25 protein-coding genes are annotated in these 24,223 nt (G+C 55.2%); 23 read left to right on the top strand and 2 right to left on the bottom strand.

Going from position 1 to position 24,223, the window contains the following annotated elements:
* Positions 1-2 precede the first annotated feature (2 nt).
* The 10 genes from ACI48J_RS18405 to ACI48J_RS18360 all read left to right on the top strand — a co-directional run bounded on the left by ACI48J_RS18405 (position 3) and on the right by ACI48J_RS18360 (position 7,212).
* Positions 3-1,142 carry an amidohydrolase/deacetylase family metallohydrolase gene (locus ACI48J_RS18405; RefSeq protein WP_405079621.1) on the top strand — a complete coding sequence of 380 codons (1,140 nt, stop codon included), beginning with the start codon at positions 3-5 and terminating at the stop codon, positions 1,140-1,142.
* Complete coding sequence (locus tag ACI48J_RS18400; RefSeq protein WP_405079620.1) at positions 1,126-1,491, top strand: PRD domain-containing protein; 366 nt, start codon at positions 1,126-1,128, stop codon at positions 1,489-1,491. The genes ACI48J_RS18405 and ACI48J_RS18400 overlap by 17 nt, the downstream gene beginning before the upstream one ends.
* Positions 1,492-1,504: 13 nt before the next feature.
* The gene (locus ACI48J_RS18395; RefSeq protein WP_042228730.1) at positions 1,505-1,870 is read left to right on the top strand and encodes a glycine-rich SFCGS family protein; all 366 of its coding nucleotides are present in this window, start codon (positions 1,505-1,507) and stop codon (positions 1,868-1,870) included.
* 3 nt (positions 1,871-1,873) lie between these two features.
* Entirely contained in the window at positions 1,874-2,212 is a 339-nt protein-coding gene (locus ACI48J_RS18390) for a DUF4312 family protein (RefSeq protein ID WP_042228729.1), read from the top strand.
* Positions 2,213-2,289: 77 nt separating this feature from the next.
* Positions 2,290-3,075 carry a DUF4311 domain-containing protein gene (locus ACI48J_RS18385; protein ID WP_326053261.1) on the top strand — a complete coding sequence of 262 codons (786 nt, stop codon included), beginning with the start codon at positions 2,290-2,292 and terminating at the stop codon, positions 3,073-3,075.
* Between the two features lies 1 nt (position 3,076).
* The gene (locus ACI48J_RS18380) at positions 3,077-3,727 is read left to right on the top strand and encodes a DUF4310 family protein (protein WP_326053260.1); all 651 of its coding nucleotides are present in this window, start codon (positions 3,077-3,079) and stop codon (positions 3,725-3,727) included.
* Between the two features lie 78 nt (positions 3,728-3,805).
* On the top strand, positions 3,806-4,906 hold the full coding sequence (locus ACI48J_RS18375) for a DgaE family pyridoxal phosphate-dependent ammonia lyase (RefSeq protein ID WP_405079618.1): 1,101 nt from the start codon (positions 3,806-3,808) through the stop codon (positions 4,904-4,906).
* Between the two features lie 44 nt (positions 4,907-4,950).
* Positions 4,951-5,670 (top strand): KDGP aldolase, encoded by a 720-nt coding sequence (locus ACI48J_RS18370; RefSeq protein ID WP_405079617.1) that lies wholly within the window; start codon positions 4,951-4,953, stop codon positions 5,668-5,670.
* Between the two features lie 318 nt (positions 5,671-5,988).
* Positions 5,989-6,642 carry an HD domain-containing protein gene (locus ACI48J_RS18365; RefSeq protein ID WP_326053256.1) on the top strand — a complete coding sequence of 218 codons (654 nt, stop codon included), beginning with the start codon at positions 5,989-5,991 and terminating at the stop codon, positions 6,640-6,642.
* 336 nt (positions 6,643-6,978) lie between these two features.
* A complete protein-coding gene (locus ACI48J_RS18360) occupies positions 6,979-7,212 on the top strand; it encodes a CsbD family protein (RefSeq protein ID WP_326053254.1) in 234 nt (77 codons plus the stop codon).
* Between the two features lie 208 nt (positions 7,213-7,420).
* Here the strand turns inward: ACI48J_RS18360 and ACI48J_RS18355 are convergent, their stop codons facing one another.
* Positions 7,421-8,428 carry a phosphatidylinositol-specific phospholipase C/glycerophosphodiester phosphodiesterase family protein gene (locus ACI48J_RS18355; RefSeq protein WP_405079616.1) on the bottom strand — a complete coding sequence of 336 codons (1,008 nt, stop codon included), beginning with the start codon at positions 8,426-8,428 and terminating at the stop codon, positions 7,421-7,423.
* Positions 8,429-8,806: 378 nt separating this feature from the next.
* Between ACI48J_RS18355 and ACI48J_RS18350 the strand changes: the two genes are divergently transcribed.
* From ACI48J_RS18350 to ACI48J_RS18335, 4 genes are all read left to right on the top strand, one after another.
* On the top strand, positions 8,807-9,481 hold the full coding sequence (locus ACI48J_RS18350; RefSeq protein ID WP_405079615.1) for a chromate transporter: 675 nt from the start codon (positions 8,807-8,809) through the stop codon (positions 9,479-9,481).
* A gap of 14 nt (positions 9,482-9,495) precedes the next feature.
* Positions 9,496-10,032 (top strand): chromate transporter, encoded by a 537-nt coding sequence (locus ACI48J_RS18345; protein WP_326053251.1) that lies wholly within the window; start codon positions 9,496-9,498, stop codon positions 10,030-10,032.
* Complete coding sequence (locus ACI48J_RS18340) at positions 10,025-11,236, top strand: ROK family protein (RefSeq protein ID WP_405079613.1); 1,212 nt, start codon at positions 10,025-10,027, stop codon at positions 11,234-11,236. The genes ACI48J_RS18345 and ACI48J_RS18340 overlap by 8 nt, the downstream gene beginning before the upstream one ends.
* 101 nt (positions 11,237-11,337) lie before the next feature.
* A complete protein-coding gene (locus ACI48J_RS18335; protein ID WP_405079612.1) occupies positions 11,338-12,180 on the top strand; it encodes an SMP-30/gluconolactonase/LRE family protein in 843 nt (280 codons plus the stop codon).
* 85 nt (positions 12,181-12,265) lie between these two features.
* On the opposite strand, the gene ACI48J_RS18330 is transcribed toward ACI48J_RS18335, so the two are convergent.
* Positions 12,266-14,365, bottom strand: coding sequence for a sulfatase-like hydrolase/transferase (locus tag ACI48J_RS18330; protein WP_405079611.1), 2,100 nt, complete (start codon positions 14,363-14,365; stop codon positions 12,266-12,268).
* Positions 14,366-14,575: 210 nt separating this feature from the next.
* On the opposite strand from ACI48J_RS18330, the gene ACI48J_RS18325 reads away from it, so the two are divergent.
* From ACI48J_RS18325 to ACI48J_RS18285, 9 genes are all read left to right on the top strand, one after another.
* A complete protein-coding gene (locus tag ACI48J_RS18325) occupies positions 14,576-14,749 on the top strand; it encodes a cytochrome c oxidase subunit 2A (protein WP_009677255.1) in 174 nt (57 codons plus the stop codon).
* Positions 14,750-14,803: 54 nt separating this feature from the next.
* A complete protein-coding gene (locus ACI48J_RS18320) occupies positions 14,804-15,274 on the top strand; it encodes a cytochrome c oxidase subunit II (RefSeq protein ID WP_009677258.1) in 471 nt (156 codons plus the stop codon).
* Between the two features lie 29 nt (positions 15,275-15,303).
* Positions 15,304-16,977, top strand: a complete 1,674-nt coding sequence (locus tag ACI48J_RS18315; RefSeq protein WP_405079610.1) for a b(o/a)3-type cytochrome-c oxidase subunit 1 — start codon at positions 15,304-15,306, stop codon at positions 16,975-16,977.
* A 304-nt stretch (positions 16,978-17,281) separates the two neighbouring features.
* Entirely contained in the window at positions 17,282-18,283 is a 1,002-nt protein-coding gene (locus tag ACI48J_RS18310; RefSeq protein WP_405079608.1) for a Gfo/Idh/MocA family protein, read from the top strand.
* Positions 18,280-19,266 (top strand): Gfo/Idh/MocA family protein, encoded by a 987-nt coding sequence (locus ACI48J_RS18305; RefSeq protein WP_405079607.1) that lies wholly within the window; start codon positions 18,280-18,282, stop codon positions 19,264-19,266. The genes ACI48J_RS18310 and ACI48J_RS18305 overlap by 4 nt, the downstream gene beginning before the upstream one ends.
* 247 nt (positions 19,267-19,513) lie before the next feature.
* Entirely contained in the window at positions 19,514-19,867 is a 354-nt protein-coding gene (locus ACI48J_RS18300; RefSeq protein ID WP_405079606.1) for a DUF1516 family protein, read from the top strand.
* Positions 19,868-19,946: 79 nt separating this feature from the next.
* Positions 19,947-20,582, top strand: a complete 636-nt coding sequence (locus tag ACI48J_RS18295; RefSeq protein ID WP_326053240.1) for a KinB-signaling pathway activation protein — start codon at positions 19,947-19,949, stop codon at positions 20,580-20,582.
* A gap of 40 nt (positions 20,583-20,622) precedes the next feature.
* Positions 20,623-21,798 (top strand): MFS transporter, encoded by a 1,176-nt coding sequence (locus tag ACI48J_RS18290; RefSeq protein ID WP_405079604.1) that lies wholly within the window; start codon positions 20,623-20,625, stop codon positions 21,796-21,798.
* 215 nt (positions 21,799-22,013) lie between these two features.
* The gene (locus ACI48J_RS18285) at positions 22,014-24,161 is read left to right on the top strand and encodes a DNA topoisomerase III (RefSeq protein WP_405079603.1); all 2,148 of its coding nucleotides are present in this window, start codon (positions 22,014-22,016) and stop codon (positions 24,159-24,161) included.
* The last annotated feature ends 62 nt before the right edge of the window (positions 24,162-24,223 follow it).

Raw genomic sequence — 24,223 nt, 5'->3', positions numbered from 1 at the left:
CCATGAAAGCGGATTTGTTGATCCACGGAGGAACAGTAATCGATCCATCCACAGGAATATCCGGTGCATTTGACGTTGCGGTCGGCGGAGGTAAAATCACAGGTGTATTCAAGCCGGGTACGGCTGCCATAGAGGCCGGGCAAACGCTCGATGCTTCGGGGAGTTACGTATCGCCGGGTTTCATCGATATTCATACCCACATTTATGAAGGCGTGCCGGCCATGGGCGTAGCCCCCGACCGGGTCGGAATCGACCAAGGCGTAACGACCGTCGTCGATGCCGGCAGCTCGGGAGCCGCCAATTTCGACGATTTCGTCCGCAGAAGCATCGAGCCGAGCAAAAGCCGGGTTTACGCCTGGCTGAATATCTCGGCGCCCGGCCTCGTCGAAGGACGCTCGGAGCTCGCCGATCTGACCAAGCTGGATCCGAAGGAAGTCCTTGCGGTCATTGAGCGCAACCGGGACCGGATTATCGGCATCAAGGCCCGCATGAGCGGCTCGGTCGTCAAAACGAGCGGCATCCGGCCTTTGGAGATTGCCAAGGATACGGCCAGGGAAGCGGGCCTTCCGGTCATGGTTCATATCGGCAACGCTCCGCCTCAACTCGGAGACGTGCTGGATCTGCTGGAAGCCGGCGACGTCGTCACGCATGCCTTCCACGGCAAAGCGGGCGGCATCCTGAACACGGACGGCAGCCTGATTCCGCAGGCGGTCCGCGCGCTGGAGCGCGGCGTCCTGTTCGACGTCGGACACGGCAGCTCGAGCTTCAGCTTCGATACGTTGGTTAAAGCGAAGGAGCTGGGCATTGATCCGTACTCCATCTCCACGGACTTGTATCTGGAAAATCTGGAGCGCGGGCCGGTTTACAGCCTCGCCCTGACAATGACGAAGCTCCTGGCGATGGGCTATTCCCTGGAGCAGGTGGTAGCCTGGTCAACCGTTGCGCCGGCCAAAGCCATTCAGCGCGAAAACGTAATCGGCACCCTCCGCGAAGGCGCCGAAGCGGATATTACCGTATTCCGGCTTGTGCAGGAGCCCGTATCCCTTACGGATTCGGAAGGCAAAACGGTTCAATACGACCAGCAGCTGCTGCCGCAATATACTTTAAGAGCTGGAGCGATACATCATGTACAACATAAGTGAAGTCCTGGAAGAAATTCCGCAAAAAACGGAAGCTTCTCCCGAAAAGCTCGAAGCGGTAAAAGACCTGTTAACGAAACTTCGTTCGATGTCTCAAGAAATCGGCCTTAGTATACCGCATACGAAAGCCGTCATCATCGGCATTCATCTTCTCGCTTTCCTGAGAAGAGTCGATCAGGACGAATATTTGCCGGAAATCGAGCCGGAGATGTTCGAAGAGATCAGTGCGGAGTCAGTAGATCTCAGCAAGCGCTTGTTCGCGGTTTACAACATGCCGCCGCAAAGGAAATTGGATGACGCCGAAGTATTCTTCCTTGCTGTTCATTTCGAAGCGGCCAAAACCAATCTTTAAGGAGTGAAAGTTCATGGAAAACAAAGTGAAAGTAGTTATCGGTGATCGTCTCGGTAAAGGCCAGAACGTGGCAAAAGGGGTAGAGGCTGCGGGCGGCGTCGCGATTGTGATTCCGGGCGTAGGCGCTGACATGAAGCTCGGCGACGTGATGAACAAGGAAAACGCGGATTTCGGCATCTCCTTCTGCGGAAGCGGCGGAGCGGGTGCGGTTACGGCGAATACCAAATATAAATATCCGATGGAATTCGGTATGCGTTCCATTGATGCGGGCGTTACGGCGATCCGCGAAGGTAAAAAAGTTCTTGGGTTCGGTTTCATGGATGTCGAAGAGCTCGGCCGCCGTTTAACCGAAGAATATATCAAGAAAAACGGGAGGTAAACCATGTTTCAGGAAAAGCCGTTAACACTCGTCGTAAGCGGGATGTCGGAAACCAAGCAGGGAGCTTTTCAACAAGCTCTGACCCGCATGAAAAGCCAAATTTCGAAGGAGACGTCAGATGTGCTTCTGCAGATCGAGCCTCAGGATGTGGAAGTCGTTTCGGCCCATTTGACGCAATACCGTGAGAAGTTTCTCGGATTCTTATTTCCGCGGACGAGAACTCGCTACGAGGTGACTCTGCGAATAACGGTCAAACTGAAATATGTGAACCTTTCGGAAGTGGAATTTACAGAAAATAAAGAGAACCTGAGCAAGTATCAGCGTCTGCTTCATATGCGCTGAGCTGCCGGGGCAGCTGTTTAGTGTGAGGATAGAGAGAACTGGAGACCACCTGTATACTGAAGTTTTGGGGGATACACATGAACACATTGATAATCGTATTTGAGTCCATCATTATCGGACTCCTGGTCGGTTTCGGGGTCGGAGCCGGCGCAGCGCGGATGTTCCACGCACCTAACGTGCAGGGAATGGGCGCATTCCGCACCTTCGGCGAGCTGAACGCCTGCGAAGGCGACGCCGTCGCTCACTTCTCGTTCGGCCTCGGCTTCCTGTTCAACGCCTGGGCATCCGTCGTGGGCGCAGGCGCCCTGACCCAGGACGTCGACCACCGGATCATTCCGCACTGGTCGGCCGCTGCGCTGCTTTCCCGCAACAAAAAGCTGGAGGAAACACTTCACGATCCGCGTAAAATGGCTTGGGCCGGCGCGATTATCGGTGCCGTCGTGGTCGCGCTGCTGAACTCGACCGCCGCAGCAATTCCGGCTTCGCTGCAATCCGTCGCGACGAAGGTGCTTGTCCCGGCGGCAAACTGGCTGATCAATCCGATCATGCCGATCGTATTCTGGACCGCCGCCATGGATGCGGGCAAACGGACGGGCGTATGGGCGACCATGCTCGGCGGTTTTTCCCACCTCGTAATGGGCAACGCCGTACCGGGTATCGTGCTCGGCATTCTCATCGGCAAGGGCGTAGACGACAGCGGCTGGAACCGGATCACCAAGACCATGCTCGTCGCCGTTATCCTGCTGTTCATCTTCAGCGGATTCTTCCGTGCGTTTGACGTGGCTCTTCTTAAGAGCATGAGCCTGACGACGCCGCAGTGGCTTATCGACCTGCACGCATTCTTCGGATCGGTGGTGAAATAACATGGAAAACAACTTGCAAAAAGGCTTTTGGTTCTCCGAGTGGGCATTCGTTTTGTTCGTAGCTTGTCTTTCTTCTGGGATTTTCGCCGGAACTCACTTATACTATGTATATCATGTAGGCGCTTTTAACGATATCGCGATCGTCGCCATGCTCGAAGCCGGTCTGAAGGGCGGCAGCTACGGAGCCGCAGCGGCATTCGGCGCAAGCTTCCTGTTCGCCCGTATTCTCGAGGCCCCTCTGGTCGGTATCCTCGACATCGGCGGCTCGCTTCAAACCGGAATCGGCATCGGTGTGCCGGCTCTTATGCTCGGCGCCGGTATGACGGCACCGCTCACGAACTTCCCGCTGGCTCTTCTGACAGGCGCCGTACTTGGCGTAGCCGTCGGTTCAGTCATCATCCTGATTCGTAAGTTTACGATCAACGCCTCGAATTCGACGTTCGGAGCGGATGTCATGATGGGTGCGGGGAACGCCTCCGGGCGTTATCTGGGCCCGCTGATTGTCATCTCCGCCGTTATGGCTTCCATTCCGGTCGGGATCGGCGCAACTATCGGCGCAGCTATTTTCTACTATTATAAAAAGCCGATCGCCGGCGGCGCGATTATCGGAGCCATGATCCTCGGCGCGATCTTCCCGATCGTAACGAAATAAGCGAGATTGGCGACAAATAGCTCTGCACGACAAGATGTTCATACCATGGATTCAAATCAAGGATAGAGGAGAGAGACCATGAGTATTTTCGAGCGTTACGGTTGTAAGCAAGTCATCAATGCAAGCGGCAAAATGACCGCCCTCGGAGCCAGCGCCGTCCACAAAGATGTGGCGGCGGCGGTTGCCGAGGCGGCAATGGACTACGTGGACATCAGCGAGCTGATGGTGCAGGCCGGCAAGGTCATCGCCGAAGCGACGGGCGCCGAAGACGGCTGTCCGACCACGGGCGCTGCCGGAGGCATCGCGATTTCGGTCGCGGCCGTTATCGCCGGCACGAGCCTGTCGCTGATCGAGCGTATTCCGCTCACCGACGGCCTCCGCAACGAGATCGTCATCCAGAAAGGCCACTCCGTCCATTTCGGAGCGTCCATTCCGCAGATGATCGCTATCGGCGGCGGCAAAGTCGTCGAGGTCGGCCAGGCTAACCACGTGGAGAAAGACCACATCGCGGAAGCGGTTACGGACAAAACCGCCGCCCTGCTGTATGTGAAGTCTCACCACGCGGTGCAGAAGGGCATGCAGTCCATCGAAACGATGGCGGCCATCGCCAAGGACAAAGGCATTCCGCTGATCGTGGACGCGGCCGCCGAAGAAGACTTCCGCAAGTACATCGCGATGGGCGTAGAGATCGTCGTGTACAGCGGCGGCAAAGCCCTGGAAGGCCCGACGTCCGGCTTCATCTGCGGACGCGCGGACCTGATGGCCGCCTGCCGGGCGCAGTACAAAGGCGTCGGCCGTCCGATGAAGATCGGCAAGGAGGGCATCATCGGCCTCCTGACCGCGCTTCGCCGTTACGACAACCGCCCGGACGAGTCCCAGCGGCAGCGTGAGCGCATGGAATGGCTCATCGCGGAGCTGAAAGACGTTCCCGGCGTGAAGGGTGCCATCACTCAGGACGAAGCCGGACGCGCCATTTACCGCGCGCAGCTCACCATCGACGCGAAAGCCGCCGGCAAAACCGCCTACGAGCTCATTAAGGAGCTCGAATCCGGCAGTCCGGCCGTGTACACGCGCAATCATTACTCCAACCTCGGAATTATCAGCGTGGACCCGCGTCCTCTACTGGAAGGCCAGGAGCGCGTGATCGCGCAGAGAATCAAAGAAATTCTGCAAGCCTAGTCTTTAAAAACCCCCTTAAAGATAAAGGAGATGGAGAGAACGAAATGGCACAACCGACGATTAAATTAAACGTATTAGCGAAAACGGCTGAAAACGCCAAGCAGATCGTGGAAGCTGCGGAAGGCCGCGTATATGTGGGTCTGATGGTTAAGAACTTCCCGTCCGTGGATGAAGCGGTTAAAACCGTAGAAGAGTTTCAAGCCGCAGGCGTACCGGTTTCGGTAGGTCTCGGCGCCGGCGATCCGGCGATGTGGCGCAAGGTTGTGGACGTTTCCGTCCGCACGAAACCGGCTCACGTCAACCAGGTGTTCCCGGCTGCGGGCTACACGCTCGGAGCTATGCGCGCGGTGGGCAGCGAGGATACGCTCGTGAACGCCCTGATCACGCCAAGCGGAACGGCCGGTCAAGTCAGAATCGCCACGGGACCGACCAGCGTTTCTTTTGAAAACGACACGATTTCTTGTGAAGCGGCAGCGGCCATGCTCGCTGAAATCGGCGTTCACTCCGTTAAGTTCTATCCGATAGGCGGAACGAAGCATTTGGACGAGCTGGCGGCCATGGTGAAAGCTTCCGTCGCACAGGGAATCAAAATTTTCGAACCGACCGGCGGCATCGACATCGATACCATCGGCAAAGTCGTGGAAGTTTGTGCGGAGAACGGGGCGGAAATCATCATTCCTCACGTGTACACGTCGATTATCGATTCCGCAACCGGCTTGACGCGCATTGAAGATGTGAAGGAACTGCTTCGCGCTATTTCTTAATAGATGCAAAAAGACCAATACCGCATGCAGGCTGGAACTGTATGCGGTATTTTTGCTGAGAATTGAGCAATTCCAAGTAAAGAGTAGATAATTGTGCCCTTTATTCGCCGAATTTATCCCTTATGAACTTTATCTATTTATGGTGTAATAAGGGTACGGGTCAGCTTCAATTTCACACTCCACACGTTCTGGTACTCTCGCAATTCCGGGGAGTACACTTTTTTTTGTCCGGAGATGAGATCCGCTGCAAATAGAAGCAAACCGGGGCAAAATCGAGGCGTTCTTTCCACAATTATTATTTAAAAAGGATTGTATGCTATGGAACTACAGACTGTTTTGGAGAAAGCGTATCAATTGGCAGGGGAAAAGCTGAAGGACGAACCGACCGGTCACGACTGGTGGCATATTCATCGTGTAACGCGTTTGGCCAAGCTTATCGCGAAGAAGGAGAACGCGGACGAGTTTGTATGCGAAATGGCTGCATTACTGCATGATCTCATTGACGAGAAGCTGGTGGACGACAAAAAGAAGGAAACCGAGAAACTCGCCGCGTGGCTGGCAGACAACAAGGTGCCCGGCGAAGCGGTCCGGCATATCCTGGACATCATTGGAACCTTGTCTTTTCAGGGCGGCACAGGCACAAAGATGAGCACACTCGAGGGCAGGATCGTCCAGGATGCGGACCGGCTCGATGCGATCGGAGCCATCGGCATAGCGCGGACATTCGTTTACGCGGGGGCGCGGGGAAGCCTGATTTATGATCCGCATCTCGAGCCGCGATCTGAAATGACGGCGGAACAGTACCGAGAAGGCAAGAGCACCGCGATCAATCATTTTTACGAGAAGCTTCTCAAGCTTAAAGAGCTGATGAATACGGAAACCGGCAGGCAGCTGGCCGAGGAGCGGCATGAGTTCATGGAGCAGTATCTGGTGCGGTTTTATTCCGAATGGAACCCTGGGAATGGCTTGTAAGTGCACCTAGGCCTATCAATTAGTCCCCCTGGGGCTGTATGCTCCTCGGAGGCGAGCGCGGCGGACGTTGAACGGAATGACGCTCTCTCGCAAGGTGACAACGAAGCGTCCTGTTTCAGTGTACATTTGTATCCCTTTTTGTAAAAATTTCCCCCTGCCGCGGCGGGAGGAAGTGTGATGTAATAAAGATAGCCGACAGCTGCTTGGATTCCAAGAGAGTCGGCTCTTTTGATGCGCAGCCTCTTGAAGTACGGGCTCCGGGGTTTCATCAGTCGCCTTGCAGGGTAAGTAAGCATTGTAGAGATAACCGATAACCCTCTAAGGAGATGAGATACCATGGACAACAACGTATTCAAAGGGAAATGGAAACAGCTCAAAGGGGAAGCGCAAAAACAGTGGGGTAAACTCACGGACGACGATATGGACGTTATTAACGGCGAGAAAGATAAACTTGTAGGCAAGCTTCAAGAGCGTTACGGACATACGAAGGATGCCGCGGAGGACGAATATCACCGCTGGTCCAGCAGCTATCGCGACGAAGCTCCCTCAGACGCCGACCGCCGTATCTAAGCAGGCCAATCAATAGGCAAGAAACGGAGCATGCTCCGTTCCTATAGGAAGAAACCGGACCCCCGTGGTCCGGTTTCTTTGCATATCCGGGGTAAAGTGAATCCGCTGGAAGCGGATAGGAGGCATCGAAAGCGGCAAGCTTACCGCAGGACCCGGTTTTCGGGGCGTAAAAAAACGGGCCGCTGGATGAGCGAACCCGTTTGATCGTTTACTTTTCAAAAACCTGAATGACAAGCGAAGCGAGCTTTTGCATAAGCGTCTCTTTAGGCGGCGCACCGGGAGCCGGTTTTTCCCCGGCTTGTACCACGCTGTTTGTCTGGTTACCCGCCGGCGCAGCCGATGCCGCTTTGACTGCGGTCTGTGTTTTGGCGGCCGCGGAATCCGGCGAAACCTCGCGGTATGTCAGAAAATCGGTGTAAAAGCCGTGCACGCCGATTTTTTTCAGCTTGTTGACTTCCTTCAACTCATTCACCGTATGGACATAGACGGGAACACCTAGTTTGCTCAGGCCGCCGATCATCGTAGAGGTAGCCCGTTCGACCGGCATCGCTACCGCCTTGATGTTGTTTTTCTTCACCAGCGAGATGATTTCTTTTTCGGAATAGCTGGTCATGTAGATGGAGAAGAAATAGTTTGGAAAATCATAGATTTTCTTCACTTGGTTGATCATGTCGATTTCGTACAATTCCGGAACAATGCGTTCCAGAAGAGCCGGATTTACCGCTTTTGCTTGTTGAACGATAAGCTGGAATTGTTTCTGAACGACTTCCGGGTCTTCGCTTTTCGTATCGGTTACGATGTAAGCATCCGGGTACTGCTCCAGCAGTTGAAGCAGCAGATCGAGATCAAGAGGCGTATATTTGTTCAAAATTTTGTGACGTTTGAATTCCGCCAAGGTGACAGGTCCGTCTTTAAGATGATCGGGAAGGGTCGGCTGCAGACGATCGGACAAATAACGGAGCCAGTCGTGCCGTGCCGCGAGATGGCCGTCCGATGTCAAGTTAAGATCGACTTCGAATAGGCGGTGACCTTTTTCGTAATTGATCAGAAAAGCCTCGTATGAGTTTGTGAGAGTTTCACCGGAAATTCCGCCCATCGCATGAGCGATCAGGGTCTGATCGGTCCAAGGCCCCGCTTCTTTGGCCGATGCATGCTGGAAAGGCAGCAGTGCCAGCGTAAGCAGAAGAGCGAGAACTCCCGTTAAGTGTTTGTTCACTAAAACAACCTCCTTCATGTTATTCATCTGTCTCAACACCTCGAAGCGGAGATTGAGCGGATGACGTACGGGTTGTTAGAAACTAACTTTATTTACCCGGTAAAATTGGAGTGAAACAAGAAAATAGGCAGGTAAGCTTAGTTTTTGTCGGAATTTGGAATTTTAGTCCTATTATAAGCATCGGATTTTAGGTTTATTAAAAGAGGGAATTGACGTTAAAAATCCCAACTTTTATATAAAATGAATGATAAGTAAGTGTAAATCAGGTTTTCGAAAAGACGAATTCGTCTAAATGAATAGAAATACACATAAGTTTATTTCAAAATGATAGAAAGTCGTTTAGAATGGAGATAACCACTTATTCAGACACGAAAGAAGATGATTCTCTTGAAATTTTCCGCTGCCCGTTTGAAACTGCTGCTGCAATTATTCGGTTCGTTCGCCCGCATTGGGCCCGTTTCCTTTGGCGGTGGCTTTGCCATGCTGCCCATTCTAGAACGGGAGATCGTGCTGCGCCGCCGCTGGCTGGACGAGGAAGAATTCGGCGAAGTGATTTCGGTCTCGGGAGTCGCTCCCGGGGGAGTGGGCGTGAACGCGGCCGCCTTTATCGGTTACAAGCTCGGAAGCGTTCCCGGCATGCTTGCCGCCGTTTTCGGCATGATGCTGCCTACCTTCGTGCTGGTGCTTATACTCGCTATTGGCTTTTCCGCGTTCAGGCAGTATCCTAAAGTTATTGCGGCAATGGAAGGCATTCAGATGGCGGTTCTGGCTCTGATCGCTTACGCGGGATTGAAGCTGCTGCGCTCTTCGGTATTCGACGGCGCTTCGCTGTTTGTCTTCGCAGGTTCTATCGCGGCTCTGCTTCTGACGGGAATCCACCCTCTGCTCGTCATGCTGCTCGGCGTCGCCGCCGGCTGTGTGCTTGTGCTGGCAAAAGGACATTTCGGCTTCGCCGTTCGCTTCGAGCCTAAAAAACGGAGACGGGAGCGGTCCGCTGACCCGGCCGTTCCCCGTTATCCTGAGCTCGAATGTTATTTCGGCGAAGGCATATAAAGGGGAGAGTGAAGATGCTGATCACCCTTTTCTGGACGTTCCTCAAAATCGGAATTCTCTCGTTCGGGGGCGGATTCGCGATGATTCCGGCCATTCAGCATGAGGTCGAACTGCAGGGATGGCTGACGCCGGAGCAGTTTTCGGAAGCCGTGGCGATTTCCGGCATGGCGCCGGGGCCGCTGGCGACGAACTGCGCGATTTATATCGGCCAAATGACGATGGGGCTTCCCGGAGCGGCGGCGGCCGTGCTGGGGATGGTGCTCCCGTCGGTCGTTCTGATCGCGGCGGTCGCGCGTTTTTTCTATGCCATCCGGACGCACCGAACCGTCAAAACCGTCTTTTACGGGCTGCGTCCCGTAGTGGCCGCGCTGGTCGTCGTGGCGGCTCTGCGCTTTGGCTTTACCTATTTCCGGACGGAATGGTGGACCTGGAAGACCGGCGTTTCGGCAGCGATTTTCCTGCTGGCGCTGCTGGGGCTTACCCGTTACCGGATGCATCCGTTGTCCGTTATTCTGCTTAGTGCGTTAGTGGGTGTGGCGATTTATGGTTAACAGTCCGATTTCCGAGCGCATCGGAAACCGCAAACAAAAAGAATTGTTCGAGCTGATCCGCCAGGGCGGGACGGTCTCCAAGATCGAGCTGCTGGAAGAAAGCGGCTTGACCGTAAGCACCCTTACCCGGCTGCTGGACGAACTGTGCGCGCAGGGCCTGATCGCCGAATCGGGGCACGGCCCGTCCACGGGCGGCCGCAGACCGGTTCTTTACCGAATTCAGGCGGATTACGGCTGCGCATTCGGAGTTGATATATCCCGTACCCTTTCCCGTCTCGTCCTGACCGACATGCAGATGAAGGTGCTTGAATCGAAGACGTGGGAAATGAAGGAGGGGCTGACGCCGGATGTGCTGCTGGCGTCCGTCGCCGACGAAGCGGAAGCCATGCTGCAGCGCAGAGGTTTTCCCCCCGGACACGTGCTCGGCATGGGTGTCGGAGCCGTAGGCCCGGTAAACCGCGAGGAAGGCGTCATCCTGAATCCGCGTTATTTCCCGACGCCCGGCTGGCACGGCGTGCCCGTCCGGAATATGCTGGAAGAACGGCTCGGGCTGCCCGTGCTCCTCGATAACGGAGCAAATACGGCGCTTCTCGCGGAATCTTGGTCCAGGCAGAAACGTTCCTTCCGTCATATGCTGTATGTTCACCTAGGCGTCGGCCTACGCTCGTCCATGCTCAGCGAAGGAAAGATTATTTACGGGGCCGTCGATATGGAAGGCTCGATCGGGCAGATGATCATCCAGACGGATGGCGTCGCCCCCCGGTCCCAGGAGGGGAATTACGGGGCCCTGGAGTCCTATGCATCCATTTATGCCGTCGAACGCGAAATACGTGCTCGGCTCAAGCAGGGCCGGTCCAGTGTGCTGTCCGCGCTCGGCAGTCCGGATGCGCTTACTTTCCGCGAGATTATGCAGGCTCTCCACAGCCGGGACCCACTGGCGGTTGAAGTCATCACGCAGGCCGCCGTTTATTTCGGCATCGGGCTGGCCAATCTGCTCAATATGCTGCATCCGGAGAAAGTCGTGCTCGGAGGACCGCTTATTTCGACGAATGATCTATTCTTCTATACCGCCACACAGACCGCGATAAAGAAAACTTATTATTACCCCGACTACCAGGTGCTATTCAGCAAAGGAAGTTTCGGGGAGGAAGCCCTTGCCATCGGGGCTGCAGGACTGGTTATCCGCCAGTTGTCAGCGGTTTAAGGTTGTGGCGGTTCACGATCTCAGAAAAAAAGCCGAGCGCCGATTCGGCTAGGTAATATATCCTTTAATTGGTGGAGTTGATAAAAAAAGGAGAGATCGACATGGAGAAATTGTTCACTAGCAGTGTATTTACACCTCCGCACGGATTTACGGGTGGAATCGAAGGTCCCGCCTGCGATGCCCAAGGGAATTTGTATGCCGTTAATTATGCGAAAGAAGGTACCATCGGCAAAGTGACGCCGGCAGGCCAAAGCAGTGTGTTCGTGGAGCTTCCGAACGGCAGTATCGGCAACGGAATCCGTTTTACGCGAGCCGGAGAGATGCTGGTCGCCGATTATACGAACCATAACGTGCTGAAAGTAGACATGGCCACCAAAGCCGTTACGGTCTGGGCGCACGGACCCGGAATGAACCAGCCGAACGACATTGCGATCTCGGCAAACGATATTGTTTTTGCAAGCGATCCGAACTGGAGCAATAATACAGGCAACCTTTGGAGAGTGACCCCGGGCAACTCGACGCTTCTGGAGAGCGGGATGGGGACAACCAACGGGATTGAAGTTTCACCGGACGGGAAAAGGCTGTATGTGAACGAATCCGTTCAGCGGCGGATCTGGGTATACGATCTGACCGAAGCGGGTGCGATTTCGAACAAGCGTCTGTTCATTGAATTTCCCGACTTCGGACTGGACGGAATGCGCTGCGATTCGCAGGGCAATCTGTACAGCACCCGTTTCGGTAAAGGAACGGTCCTGAAGATTTCCCCTCAGGGCAACATTCTTCAGGAAGTCGTTCTGCACGGCAAAAACTGTACGAACCTGACCTTCGGCGGTGCGGACGGCAGAACGGTCTATGTCACCGTAGCGGACAACGGCAACGTGGAAAAGTTCCGCACGGACGCTCCCGGCCGATGCCGGGTGCTCAGCGGGGTCGTCCCTTCTTAGACCCCTTTCATCTGAATCCAAAAAAGACTTGGCTTCGTACGCTTCCTCCGGGAAGCGCACGGCCAAGTCTTTTTTTATCGTGCCGTTATTTCAGTTCATTCAGTTGTTTGACCGGTGTCGTTTGAATCGGCAGGTTCTTGGAATCGATCACTTTTACCTGCAGGTTCACCGGTTTCCCGGGTTCGGCGGCATCTTTCGGGACGATGGCGGAGAGCGATTGGCGGCTCTCGTAAGTCGTCTTTAAGGCCTTGTCGTTCAAATAGACGACACACCCCGGAGCAAAGTTCTTGCCGCTGATTTCGACGGAAGAATCTCCGCCGCTGCCTCCGGCCGTGCTTTGGTGAAGCGGCGACACATTGTCGATCGTCATCTCACCGAAGCCGAGTGTGTATTTCGGATTGATGATCTTGTCGCGGAAGCCGTTAAAGCTGTACTGCTCCCCGAACAGCACGTCATACTGCAGCATCCGGTACTCCGTCACATCCTGCTCGGTCAGCTTCATCCGGTCGTAATGATTCCGGGGCGGGATCATCGGGAACTTTTTGGACAAGGAGAACAGGTAGTCCGTGTACGGCGTTCCTTCGCGCTGCGCCAGATTCAAAAGATAAGGCCCGAGGAAGGAAGCGCTCATGTCGAGCTTATCCTGATGCTTCGGCAAATAGTTATCCCAGACGACGACCGGCAGGGTGTACATTTTATCCAGCACGGCTGCGGAATCGTCATCGTCCTTCAAGTATCCGGTATCTTTGTAGGCCTGGAAGTTATTTCCCATGGCCGGAAGATGGTCGCCGAACAGCATGATGATCGTCGGCTCGCCTTTCTTCTCGTAATGTTCCACGAGCATTTTGAGCGCGGCATCCGTATTATGAACGCCCTGGGCGAGTGTCTCGATCATGCCCTTCGTTTCCTCCGGGAAATTGCCGCTCGCTTTAATGGTGTTCTGTTTGAATTTATCCGGCGTAAACGGCGCGTGATTCTCCATCGTGTTCGCGAATACGAAGTCAGGACCGGACGTGCTGTCGACCTGCTCGATGATTTTGTTCATCACCGCTTTGTCGGCCAGATAAGGACCGTTGTATTCCGGCTCGAAGTACTCCTGGGAAATGAATTTGGAGAATCCGAAGTTCTGGTACACGTTGCGGCTGTTGAAAAACCAGTTATGGAACGGGTTAATGGCCGCCGTCTGATACCCTTGTCTCGCTAATATGCTGGCCAGTGAATCGACGCGTCGGTTCATGTATTGGTTATAGGCGATGGCACCTTCCGGCAGGAACCGGATCGAATTCCCCGAGAGCACCTCGAATTCGACATTGGCGGTTCCGCCGCCGAACTGGGGCGACAGCATATAACCGCTGGAATAGTTCTGCTGGAGATGGTGGATGAACGGAACAGGATCTTCGCTGAAGGTTACGTTCTTCATCCGGGTAGGATCCCAGAAAGCTTCGCCGAGAATGACGATAATGTTCGGTTTTATATTCGGATCCACGTTGGTACGGCGTTCGACCCGCTTCACGAAATTGTCCATATTCGCCTGGCTGTAGCCCTGTGGAGCATCGATAATGATCTGCTCGATATTCATGACAGTGGACAGCATAAACCCGTTGACATGATAGTTATCGGCCTGGTTCCAGGGAATGGTGGAAATATGAAGGGCGGATTTGATCGGAACCGGTTTGTCGAAATAGACGGCGCATGCGAGCGCGACGCCAAGGACACCGAGAACGATGTTCTCTTTCCAGCGGAAGCGGGAATGGGTCCAGGGAACGAAATAGAGCAGGGCGACGCTGCCCGCAAGGAACACGATAATGCCGATTACGATCGTTTTATCGAACAAACCGTTCAAGTATTGGACGATATCGGTCGTCTCGCTGCTGAGGAACAAATCCCAGGGCAGAAGGGGCACGCCGAGAATTTTGAATTTAATTCCGCTGATTAGACCACAGATCAGCATGAAAGCCGCTACGATCCAGAACGCGATGCGGCTCCGGCCGGTCAAAGCGGTAAAAACAAGGAACAGGCAGAAGGTCAGCAAATAGTTCAGCACCATTTCCCCCGGACTGTGCTTGACCCAGGATAGGGCGGCCATCACTCCTCCCCGATTTAAAAACTCAATGAAGACAACGAGCAGCAGGGGCCAAACGAATAAGTGCAGCCGACGCGCTATAAAATGAATACCTTTCTGCATCACAGATCTCCTGTTCATTCAATTTACAAACATTTTACATATGATTTGCTCTGTCATTATACCATGTAGAACCAGGTCTCGATACCTAAAACCTTGTAACAAAATCGTTACAATTTCATAAAGAATTTGTGATTATTATCACATGTGGGTGCTCACGCCAAAGGTAAGATGAAACCATGAAAAGCTTCATTGACAAAGGGGGATGCCGCTATGGCAAAGCTCGCGCCTGCCAAGGAAAAGCAGGACATTAAGCCCGCTCCGCAAAGCGGGGCGAACGAGAAGGAACCGGAGCTGAAAGGCGCTTTCGCATCGGTTATGATTTTGGGCGCGTTTATTCTGATTACCTGGTTCGGCGTATTTGCTCTGTACCTTATAAGAAGTTAACGGGACAAATACGCAAAAAGTTCCGCGAATCGGAAAAAAAAGAGGGGATATTACATGCATATTCATCGTTTGGAGAAAATCTGGATCGTTTTCGGTATCTCTATGCTCATCGTCTTCCTGTCCGTGATCGGCGTATCCGCGTTTGCGATGGGAATGAACCCGCCGACCGGCCATGCGCACACGATCGATCCGGCGAAGGTCGATTTGACGCCGCCTTTCGATCAGCCGGGCCTGAAGAAAGTGGGGGAGAACGAATACGAAGCCGTTATGACCGCTTTCGCGTTCGGTTACAAGCCGGATAAGATGGAAATTCCCGCGGGAGCGACCGTGCATTTTATGATCACAAGCAAGGACGTAGTCCACGGGTTTGAAATCCCGGGCACAAATGTAAACATGATGGTGCTTCCGGGGGAAGTCAACCATCTTACGTATAAGTTCGACAAGCCGGGTTCTTATCTCGTGCTCTGCAACGAATACTGCGGCGGAGCCCACGAATGGATGAAAACGACGATTGTCGTTAACTAAACCAACCGGCAGAAAGGAAGTCGTTATGTATGAACGGAACCGAAACGCAGCCGCCGCGGCAAGCCGCCGCCGCTTTTAGTCCGAAGGACAGCAAGCTCGTCCTCGCTCACATTTTATTCGCTTTCGGCGCTCTTCTTCTCGGAGGGATCGCCGGAGTGCTTCAGGGCCTGGTCCGCGGAGGCATGATCAAACTGCCCGCCGGTATCGGCTATTATCAGCTTCTGACGGCCCACGGGGTGCTGATGGCGCTCATTTTTACGACCTTTTTCATCATCGGGTTCCTGTATTCGGGTATCTCCAAAACGCTCGGAGGCGAGCTGCTGCCGCTGCCGAGGCGCCTCGCCTGGCTCGGATTCGGCCTGATGGCGGGCGGAACGGCGCTGGGAACGGTTTTTATCCTGCTCAATAAAGCGTCCGTGCTGTACACGTTCTATGCTCCCCTTAAAGCATCGCCGTATTTCTACATCGCTTTGACGATGGTTGTCGTCGGCAGCTGGATGAGCGGCTTCGGCATCTTCATCAATTACCGCTACTGGAAGCGGACTCATAAAGGGCAATTGTCCCCGCTGTTTTCCTTCATGGCGGTCATTACGATGCTGCTCTGGCAGGTCGCGACCATCGGGGTGGCGGCGGAGGTTCTGCTCCAGCTGATTCCCTGGTCGTTCGGCTGGGTCGACACCGTGAACGTACTACTGAGCCGCACCTTGTTCTGGTACTTCGGTCATCCGCTCGTTTACTTCTGGCTGCTGCCCGCCTATATTTGCTGGTATACGATTATTCCGAAAGTGATCGGCGGCAAAATATTCAGCGACGCGCTTGCCCGGCTTTCGTTTATCCTGTTCCTGCTGTTCTCGATTCCGGTAGGGTTTCACCACCAGTTGACGGAGCCCGGAATCAGCTCGTTCTGGAAGTTCCTTCAGGTTGTTCTGACCTTCATGGTCATCGTGCCTTCCCTGATGACGGCGTTCTCGCTGTTCGCCACCTTCGAAACGACGGGAAGGGAGAAGGGGGCCAAGGGCCTGTTCGGCTGGTTTAAGTTTCTCCCTTGGAAGGACGTCCGCTTCTTCGCTCCGTTTATAGGTATGCTGATCTTCATCCCGGCGGGAGCGGGCGGCATCGTCAATGCCAGTAACCAGATGAACCAGGTCGTGCACAATACCCTCTGGGTAACGGGGCACTTTCATCTGACCGTCGCGACCAGCGTGGCCCTTACTTTCTTCGGGATCACCTACTGGCTGATCCCGGCGATCACGGGCCGGCAGCTGACGCAAAGGCTGCACAAGCTGGGAATATGGCAGACGATTCTCTGGTGCGTCGGCATGTTCTTCATGTCGGGCTCCATGCACACCGTCGGCCTGCTCGGCTCGCCCCGCCGCACCGCGTACACGACGTACGAGAATCATCCCGACACGGTGCTGTGGATGCCGTACCACGTCGCGATGGCGATCGGCGGCATGATTCTTTTCGTAGCCGTGATCCTGATGATCTATAATGTCGTCGCGCTTATGCGGTCGCCTAAAGGCGAGACGGAGTACCCGATCGGTGAAGTACGCGACGCATCGGAGCCGACTCCGAAGCTGTTCGAGCGCTGGGGACTCTGGCTCGGCGTCACCGCCGTCCTGATCCTTGTCGCGTATACGATACCGGTCGCCCAGATGATGGGCGGGGATACACCGGGCTCGATTCCTTTTGTAACCTGGTAGAAGCGGAAAACCGTCCGATGCAGATGCTGCGTCGGGCGGTTTTTTTCGTGACGCCAAGCGTGTAAGAAGCCGTTTTTTAAAGGCGGATGTTTCCCGAGATAAGGACGTCCTCATCCCGGAGAATCGTTGTTCCGTTTTGATAGAAACGGACCGGGCGTTAACTAATGAGCGGTGCGGCTCCGGCAGCTCCAAACTTAATCTTTTCTTAATACTTGCAGACATTATATGGCTGCTTCCTATCCTATATAATGTAGGGAGCTGTGTGTACCGCACAGATTTTTGCTTCAGGGAGAGGAGAACAAGCATGAAAGTCGCCGTAGTTGGCTGCGGAACAATGGGGACCGTTCACGGAACGGACTATCATCGGCTGCCGGGAGTCGAATTGACCGGAGTTTGCGATCTCGACCGGGAAACGGCCCGGGAATTGGCCGGACAAGTGGAGACGAAAGCGTACTTTTCTTTCGAGGACATGATGGCGGAGGCGGAGATCGACGTCGTCAGCATTGCTCTGCCGACCAACCTGCACAAGGAATATGTCATGAAAGCGGCCGATCTGGGAAAGCATGTGATTTGCGAAAAACCGATTGCGCTGACGCTGGAAGATGCCGAAGAAATGATCGCCTACTGTCAAAAGAAAGGCGTGCGTCTGTTCATCGGCCATGTGGTCCGTTTCTTCCCGGAATATGCGGATCTCAAACGTAAACTGGATTCCGGAGTAACCGGGGAACCCGGGGTAGCTCACTTGAAACGGGTAGGCTCGCATCCGGGAACCGTCAAGGACTGGTACAACGATTTTGACAAAAGTCACGGCGTCATCATGGACATGATGATTCACGATATCGACTTTGCCCGGTGGGCTTACGGAGAAGTGCAAGAAGTATTCGCTCTCAACCGGCGCAGCGAAGAGCAGGATTACGCCCTCGTGACCCTGCGGTTTGCAGGCGGCGCCATCGCGAACCTCGAAGGCCACTGGGGCTATCCGGGCGCTTTCGCGACAGCTGCCGAATTCGCCGGTAAAGCCGGCATTATCCGGCTGAACAGCCGGGAGACGGATTCCTTGAAGCTGCTGAGGAGCAGTGCGGCGCCGGTCGGCGCACGCGGGGTGCAGGTACCGAAAAGCCCGTCTTACCAAGACCCGTACTACTACGAGCTGGAGCATTTCCTGGCCTGTATCCGGGAGGACAAGGCACCTCTCGTTTCGGCGGAAGATGCGCTGCGGGCCCTGGAAATCGTGCTGGCCGCCCTCGAATCCGCACGTACGGGACAGCCTGTCCGGCTGCCGCTGAAAGGAGGCGTAACGGGATGAGAAAGCTCAAAATCGGTATGATCAGCTTCGCCCACAGTCATGCGTTCTCCTATTTTAACGCACTGAACGCTATGCCGGAGGTCGAGATTGCCGGGATTACCGACGAGGACAAGAACCGTGTCGCCCAAATAACGGACACCTATGGGATTCCGTACTACAGCGAGGCGGATGAACTGCTGAAAACCGGCATAGACGCCGTCGTGATCTGTTCCGAGAATTCCCGTCATGCGGAACTTACGATCGCTTCCGCCAAAGCAGGGAAGCATATCCTGTGCGAGAAGCCGCTCGGCATCTCCACGGCTGAGATGGAAGAGATGATCGCGGTGTGCCGGGACCATGGCGTGCAGCTGATGACAGCGTTTCCGTGCCGCTACATACCGGCTGTCGTGCAGGCTAAGGAAGCCGTAGACCGCGGGGAAATCGGCGAGATTATCGCCATTAAAGGAACTAATCGCGGCAGCATGCCGGGCGGATGGTTCGTCGACAAGAAGCTCTCCGGCGGCGGCGCCGTGTTCGACCATACCGTCCATGTGATGGATTTGATGCGCTGGTTTCTCGGCAGCGACGTCCGTGAAGTGTTCGCCTATGCGGATACCCGCTTTCACGAACTTGATATCGACGATGCAGGCATGGTGCACGTGAGGTTCGAGAACGGCGTTTTTGCCGTGCTGGATCCGAGCTGGTCCCGCAGCAAAACGTTCCCGACCTGGGGCGACGTAACGATGGAAATCACCGGCACGAAAGGGGTCATTTCGATCGATTCCTTCGCGCAGAAGAACGAGGTTTTCAGCGATGTCACAGGCAAGGCCCAGTGGAGCTACTGGGGGGACAACATGGACGAGTACATGATTAGAGGATTCGTCGATGCCCTTCTCGGCGGGAAGCCGGTGCCGGTTACCGGCGAAGACGGGCTCAAAGCGGCGGCCGTCGGCCTGGCCGCGTACGAGTCGGCGCAGGCGGGCAAGCCGGTCGGTCTGAGCTGATTTTTTTATCAAAACCCCGGACCCTCGCGTTCCGGCGGGTTCCTTGCGCAGAGCAGGCGACCCGCCGGTTTCGCTTGGGTTTTTTCGGGTCTTTTTTCCGGACGAAGTTTTGTGAACACTTTCCGACACTAGTGTCTTATTGGATGGGTTATTGTCTCCCAGACCTTGTAAACCCTCGGACGGCTTGATATGATAAGGGCGTTGCTGCGTCTACAAGGAATACATATACGAACATGGAGGAATCGACATGTCAGACAAGTTGTTAAACATTTTTCATCAATCGCATGCGGGATCGTGGGCGTTTATCGTCATCCTGTTTGTGGTAAGCGCCATTTTTTACCGGCAGAAAATTACTCCTATGCTCCTCAGATTGTTCTACCTGATCATGTTGGTTTCCGGAATCGGCATGCTGATCGGCTACGGCTTCCCGGTCAAGTACGTGGTGAAGGGGATTATCGCTATCGTTGTGATCGGTCTTATGGAAATGATTCTCGGACGCATGAAAAGAGGACAAGGCAAGGAATCTTCCACCAAGATCCTTTTTGTCGTCTGGGCGGTTCTGATCGTGATCGTCGTGCTTCTCGGCTACGGAATATTTTAAGTAAACGAAAAAGCGGTAGAACCGTCCCTGCCTAAATGGGGGACGGTTTTGTCCGTGTATCCGGTTAAGGAGAGAAATCATGTTAAAACCGATGCTGTTTCTGTTCTGGTCTACGATGTTGGGCGGGCTTGTTCTCGGCATTGCCGTCTGGGGGATCGGCAAGGCCATTTTCCCGGACTTTGTGTCGATGGATGTCGCAGTGAGCGGCGCAAGTGAATTTTCCATGATCATTATGGCGACACTTACCATGTGTATGATCAGCGTGGTCGGGTATTTCGCGTACCTGATGACCAATTATTATATGATCGGTATCCTCCGCAACCGTAAAGGCGCCTGGTCCGGTCTTCAACTGTTCTTTATCGTCATGGCTATCGCGAACCTGTTTTTTCTTCGTTACCAGGGTTATGCGGAAGGAAAGGAAAGCTTGGCGATGTATGCAGGCACTCCGGTCCTGATCGTGGCGGCGGGTTTGATCGTTTCGCAGGTGAAGGTGAAGTTGACCAATGCTTCCGCCAGAATTCCGACGCTGTTCTTTATGATCGTGGTTACCTGCCTGGAAATGCTCCCGGCGTTCAGCATCAACGATTTGACTTCGCTGCTGTATGTCTCGCTGGTCCTGCTTGCCTGCAACGCGTGGCAGATTCTTATTTTCCACAAACTTACAAACACGAAAAAGCACCAGCAGATGAAAAAGGCACAGGTTAAAAAAGCGTAATCTTTACACAGGTACAAGAAATTCCAAAGGGGCCGATCGTATGAACAAGCGTGTCGTGTTCATCATGCTGCTGATGTTTACCGTCTATCTCGGATTCGGATTAATTATCCCCGTCCTGCCCGAGCTGCTGCACGGAATACCGAAAGGAGAGACGCATCTGGGATGGGTTCTCTCCATATACTCCATCATGTCCTTTCTCGTTTCTCCTTTATGGGGAGGCCTATCGGATAAGATCGGACGCAGACCCGTTCTGCTGACCGGAATTTTCGGCTTTATGATCTCCTTCATCCTGCTGGCGCTGGCGGGAACGAATCTGCCGCTCCTCTATCTGTCCCGCATTTTGGGCGGCGTTTGCTCGGGGGCACTGAGCGGAGTCGCGCTGGCTTATGTCGCGGATATTACGACCCGTGAGGAACGGACGAAATCCATGGGCTTCGTCGGAATGTCGATCGGACTGGGCTTTATTTTCGGTCCGGCGATCGGGGGAACCTTAAGCGTGTTCAGCTTGTCTCTCCCGTTCTGGGGGGCGGCGCTTCTGTCCGCGGGTATTTTCTGCGCCGGTTTCCTGAAGCTTAAAGAATCGCTGCCGGAAAACCGGGACCAACACCGGGGGGACAAGCCGTCCCGCTGGTCCTTGCTCCGCGGAAAGCTCGGATATTTGTATATGCTGACCTTCTTCGTGACCTTCTCGCTTGCGGGTCTGGAAGCGACCTTCCAATACTTCCAGATCGCCCGGTTCGGCGTCACGCCGCTGCAGATCGGCTTGATGTTTATGTTCAGCGGATTTGCCGATGCGCTGGTACAGGGTGGACTCGTCCGCGTCATTGCCAAGAAAAAGAAGGAAAAAATCGCGATTCTGGGCGGGCTCCTCGCCTCGGCCGTCGGCTTCCTGCTCGTGCTCGGCTCCGCCGGCTTCTGGACGGCTACGCTTGCCCTGACCGTGTTCAGCGCCGGCAACGCCATGATCCGGCCGTGCGTCAACTCGCTGTTGACCCAGCGCACCCGGCACGGTCAAGGGGTCACGACGGGCCTCAGCTCGTCCATGGACAGTCTGGGCCGGATCGCCGGACCGATTACGGGCACTTCGCTCTTCGGCATTCAGCATGGCCTTCCTTTCGCGGCCGGTGCCGTCGTTTCGGTGCTGGCCGGCCTGCTGCTGCTGCGTTTCAGCCAACTGGACCACGAATCGGGAGAGGAACTGCCGGAGACCGTTTAGTCCTGCCGCTCTATCCGCCCACGATGAAAGACCCGCCTCTGCCCGGCGGGTTTTTTCCGTTTACACGGGCCCGGTAAAAAGCCGCGGAAGGCATCCTTGGTTGACGCGGCGCCGGAAACGTTTTTACAATAGAAGAAGGAAACGAGAGGAACGGCGCTGGGAAACCCCGCAATCGGGCATACCGGCCCGTTACCGGTTTATTAAAGGAGAATTCGATGAGCAAATCACTGGTACTGGCCGAAAAGCCGAGCGTGGCAAAAGAAATCGCCCGTGTGCTCGGATGCGGTCAAAAGCATAAATCGTATTACGAAGGTCCCGGACATGTGGTGACCTGGGCGCTCGGTCATCTCGTCGGCCTTGCGGAGCCCGAAGATTACGATACCCGTTATCAGAAGTGGAACCTGGAAGATCTGCCCATCATTCCGGGCTGCATGAAGCTTAAAGTGCTCAAGGAAACGTCGCACCAGTTCCGCGCCATTGCGGATCTGGCGAAACGCAAAGATTTGGCGGAGCTGATCATCGCGACGGACTCCGCCCGCGAAGGCGAGCTTGTCGCGCGCTGGATCATGGAAATGATCCGGTGGAACAAGCCGTTTCAGCGGCTGTGGATCTCCTCGCAGACCGACAAGGCGATCCGCGAGGGCTTCGCGAACCTGAAGCCCGGCAAACAATACGACCGCCTGTTCCAGTCGGCGGTCTGCCGGGCCGAGGCCGATTGGCTGATCGGCCTGAACATCACCCGCGCGCTCACGAGCAAGTACGACGCGCAGCTTTCGGCCGGACGCGTCCAGACCCCGACGCTCGGGATGATCATGGACCGCGAGAAGGAAATCCGGAACTTCCGGTCCGTGGAGTATTGGACCGCTCAGGCGGATTTCGGTGCGTTCCGCGGGACGTGGCGCCAGCGCTCCGGCGAAAGCCGCCTCTTTGAGCGCGAGCGTGTCGACGAGCTCGTGCAGCGCGTCTCGGGCAAGAGCGGCAAAGTCGTCTCCGTCAAGAAGACCGAGAAGACGGAGCCCCAGCCGCTCGCGTACGACTTGACGGAGCTCCAGCGCGATGCGAACCGCCGGTTCGGCTTCTCGGCGAAGCATACGCTCTCGACGCTCCAGCGGCTCTACGAGCAGCATAAGCTTGTGACGTACCCGCGGACGGATTCGCGGTACCTCACCAGCGATATGACGGGCACGCTCAAGGAGCGGCTCCAGTCCGTTGCCGTCGGCCCGTACGCGCCGCTCGCGAAGCCGCTCATGAAGGGCCAGCTGCCCGTGTCGAAGCGGATTGTGGACGATTCGAAAGTGTCGGACCACCATGCGATCATTCCGACGGATGAATACGTAAATCTGTCCGCTCTGTCTGCGGACGAGAGGAAGCTTTACGATCTCATCGTCCGGCGTTTTCTCGCCCTGTTCTATCCGGCTGCGCGTTACGAGACGACCGCGATGGTCGTCGAAGTGGACGGCGAGCCGTTCCACGTGGCCGGCCGCGTCGTGAAGGATGCGGGCTGGCGGAGCGTGTACGGACCGGGAACCGCCGCGGATTCCGGAGACGGCGACGAAGAGGACGGCGGAGAAGGGGCCGACCGCGCCGATCTGCAAGAGCTTCCCGCGCTGTCGGCAGGAGATAGCGCCGGGGCGGTCCGCTGCCGTGTCGGGACGCACCGGACCCAGCCGCCGAAGCGGCATACGGAGGCGACGCTCCTGACGCAGATGGAGAAGCACCACCTCGGTACGCCGGCAACGCGGGCGGAAATTATCGAGAAGCTCGTCAGCTCCGATACGATCGAGCGCGAAGGCGGGTTCCTCCACCCGACGGGCAAAGGCACGCAGCTGATCGAGCTGGTTGCCGAGGAGCTGCGTTCTCCCGAGCTGACGGCCAAGTGGGAGCAGGAGCTTGAAGATATCGCCCGGGGACGGGGCCGCACCGAAACGTTCCTCAGCGGAATCCGCGATATGACCAAGCAGCTTGTAACCGGCGTAAGAACGAGTCAGACGGAATACAAGCCGCACAACCTAACGAACAGCCGGTGTCCCGAATGCGGAGAACGGTTAATGGAGCGGAAAAGCAAACGGGGCAAAATGCTCGTGTGCGCAAACCGCGAGTGCGAATACCGCCGCTCCGCGGAGAAGCAGCTCGTCAACCGGCGCTGCCCGCAGTGTCATAAGAAGATGGAGCTGAAAACCGGCAAAGCGGGCAAATACGTCCAGTGCCTCCCGTGCAATGTCGTCGAAGTGCTGGGCGAAAGTACGGGGAAAGTCGCCAAGCATCAGCAGCAAAAGCTCGTCAAGCAGTACAGCAAGCAAGAAGAGCTAGGGTCGAGTCTGGGGGATGCTCTTAAGGCGGCCTTAGCCAAAAAAGACGATTAAACTTCATAAGTCAAAAGGGCGGGAGCAATCTCCTGCCTTTTTTACACCCCTTATTTATAATA

Origin of the sequence: Paenibacillus chitinolyticus (assembly GCF_045038035.1) — a bacterium.
In the GTDB taxonomy this organism is placed as follows: domain Bacteria; phylum Bacillota; class Bacilli; order Paenibacillales; family NBRC-103111; genus Paenibacillus_F; species Paenibacillus_F chitinolyticus_A.
The sequence above is the reverse complement of the archived record's forward strand: the minus strand, read 5'-3'. Positions and strand labels throughout refer to the sequence as shown.

Bases quoted from the DNA above. Each gene is read 5' to 3' on its own strand.
- ACI48J_RS18405 (WP_405079621.1), top strand. From the start codon at position 3: ATGAAAGCGGATTTGTTGATCCACGGAGGAACAGTAATCGATCCATCC.
- ACI48J_RS18400 (WP_405079620.1), top strand. From the start codon at position 1,126: ATGTACAACATAAGTGAAGTCCTGGAAGAAATTCCGCAAAAAACGGAA.
- ACI48J_RS18395 (WP_042228730.1), top strand. From the start codon at position 1,505: ATGGAAAACAAAGTGAAAGTAGTTATCGGTGATCGTCTCGGTAAAGGC.
- ACI48J_RS18390 (WP_042228729.1), top strand. From the start codon at position 1,874: ATGTTTCAGGAAAAGCCGTTAACACTCGTCGTAAGCGGGATGTCGGAA.
- ACI48J_RS18385 (WP_326053261.1), top strand. From the start codon at position 2,290: ATGAACACATTGATAATCGTATTTGAGTCCATCATTATCGGACTCCTG.
- ACI48J_RS18380 (WP_326053260.1), top strand. From the start codon at position 3,077: ATGGAAAACAACTTGCAAAAAGGCTTTTGGTTCTCCGAGTGGGCATTC.
- ACI48J_RS18375 (WP_405079618.1), top strand. From the start codon at position 3,806: ATGAGTATTTTCGAGCGTTACGGTTGTAAGCAAGTCATCAATGCAAGC.
- ACI48J_RS18370 (WP_405079617.1), top strand. From the start codon at position 4,951: ATGGCACAACCGACGATTAAATTAAACGTATTAGCGAAAACGGCTGAA.
- ACI48J_RS18365 (WP_326053256.1), top strand. From the start codon at position 5,989: ATGGAACTACAGACTGTTTTGGAGAAAGCGTATCAATTGGCAGGGGAA.
- ACI48J_RS18360 (WP_326053254.1), top strand. From the start codon at position 6,979: ATGGACAACAACGTATTCAAAGGGAAATGGAAACAGCTCAAAGGGGAA.
- ACI48J_RS18350 (WP_405079615.1), top strand. From the start codon at position 8,807: ATGATTCTCTTGAAATTTTCCGCTGCCCGTTTGAAACTGCTGCTGCAA.
- ACI48J_RS18345 (WP_326053251.1), top strand. From the start codon at position 9,496: ATGCTGATCACCCTTTTCTGGACGTTCCTCAAAATCGGAATTCTCTCG.
- ACI48J_RS18340 (WP_405079613.1), top strand. From the start codon at position 10,025: ATGGTTAACAGTCCGATTTCCGAGCGCATCGGAAACCGCAAACAAAAA.
- ACI48J_RS18335 (WP_405079612.1), top strand. From the start codon at position 11,338: ATGGAGAAATTGTTCACTAGCAGTGTATTTACACCTCCGCACGGATTT.
- ACI48J_RS18330 (WP_405079611.1), bottom strand. From the start codon at position 14,365: ATGCAGAAAGGTATTCATTTTATAGCGCGTCGGCTGCACTTATTCGTT.
- ACI48J_RS18325 (WP_009677255.1), top strand. From the start codon at position 14,576: ATGGCAAAGCTCGCGCCTGCCAAGGAAAAGCAGGACATTAAGCCCGCT.
- ACI48J_RS18320 (WP_009677258.1), top strand. From the start codon at position 14,804: ATGCATATTCATCGTTTGGAGAAAATCTGGATCGTTTTCGGTATCTCT.
- ACI48J_RS18315 (WP_405079610.1), top strand. From the start codon at position 15,304: ATGAACGGAACCGAAACGCAGCCGCCGCGGCAAGCCGCCGCCGCTTTT.
- ACI48J_RS18310 (WP_405079608.1), top strand. From the start codon at position 17,282: ATGAAAGTCGCCGTAGTTGGCTGCGGAACAATGGGGACCGTTCACGGA.
- ACI48J_RS18305 (WP_405079607.1), top strand. From the start codon at position 18,280: ATGAGAAAGCTCAAAATCGGTATGATCAGCTTCGCCCACAGTCATGCG.
- ACI48J_RS18300 (WP_405079606.1), top strand. From the start codon at position 19,514: ATGTCAGACAAGTTGTTAAACATTTTTCATCAATCGCATGCGGGATCG.
- ACI48J_RS18295 (WP_326053240.1), top strand. From the start codon at position 19,947: ATGTTAAAACCGATGCTGTTTCTGTTCTGGTCTACGATGTTGGGCGGG.
- ACI48J_RS18290 (WP_405079604.1), top strand. From the start codon at position 20,623: ATGAACAAGCGTGTCGTGTTCATCATGCTGCTGATGTTTACCGTCTAT.
- ACI48J_RS18285 (WP_405079603.1), top strand. From the start codon at position 22,014: ATGAGCAAATCACTGGTACTGGCCGAAAAGCCGAGCGTGGCAAAAGAA.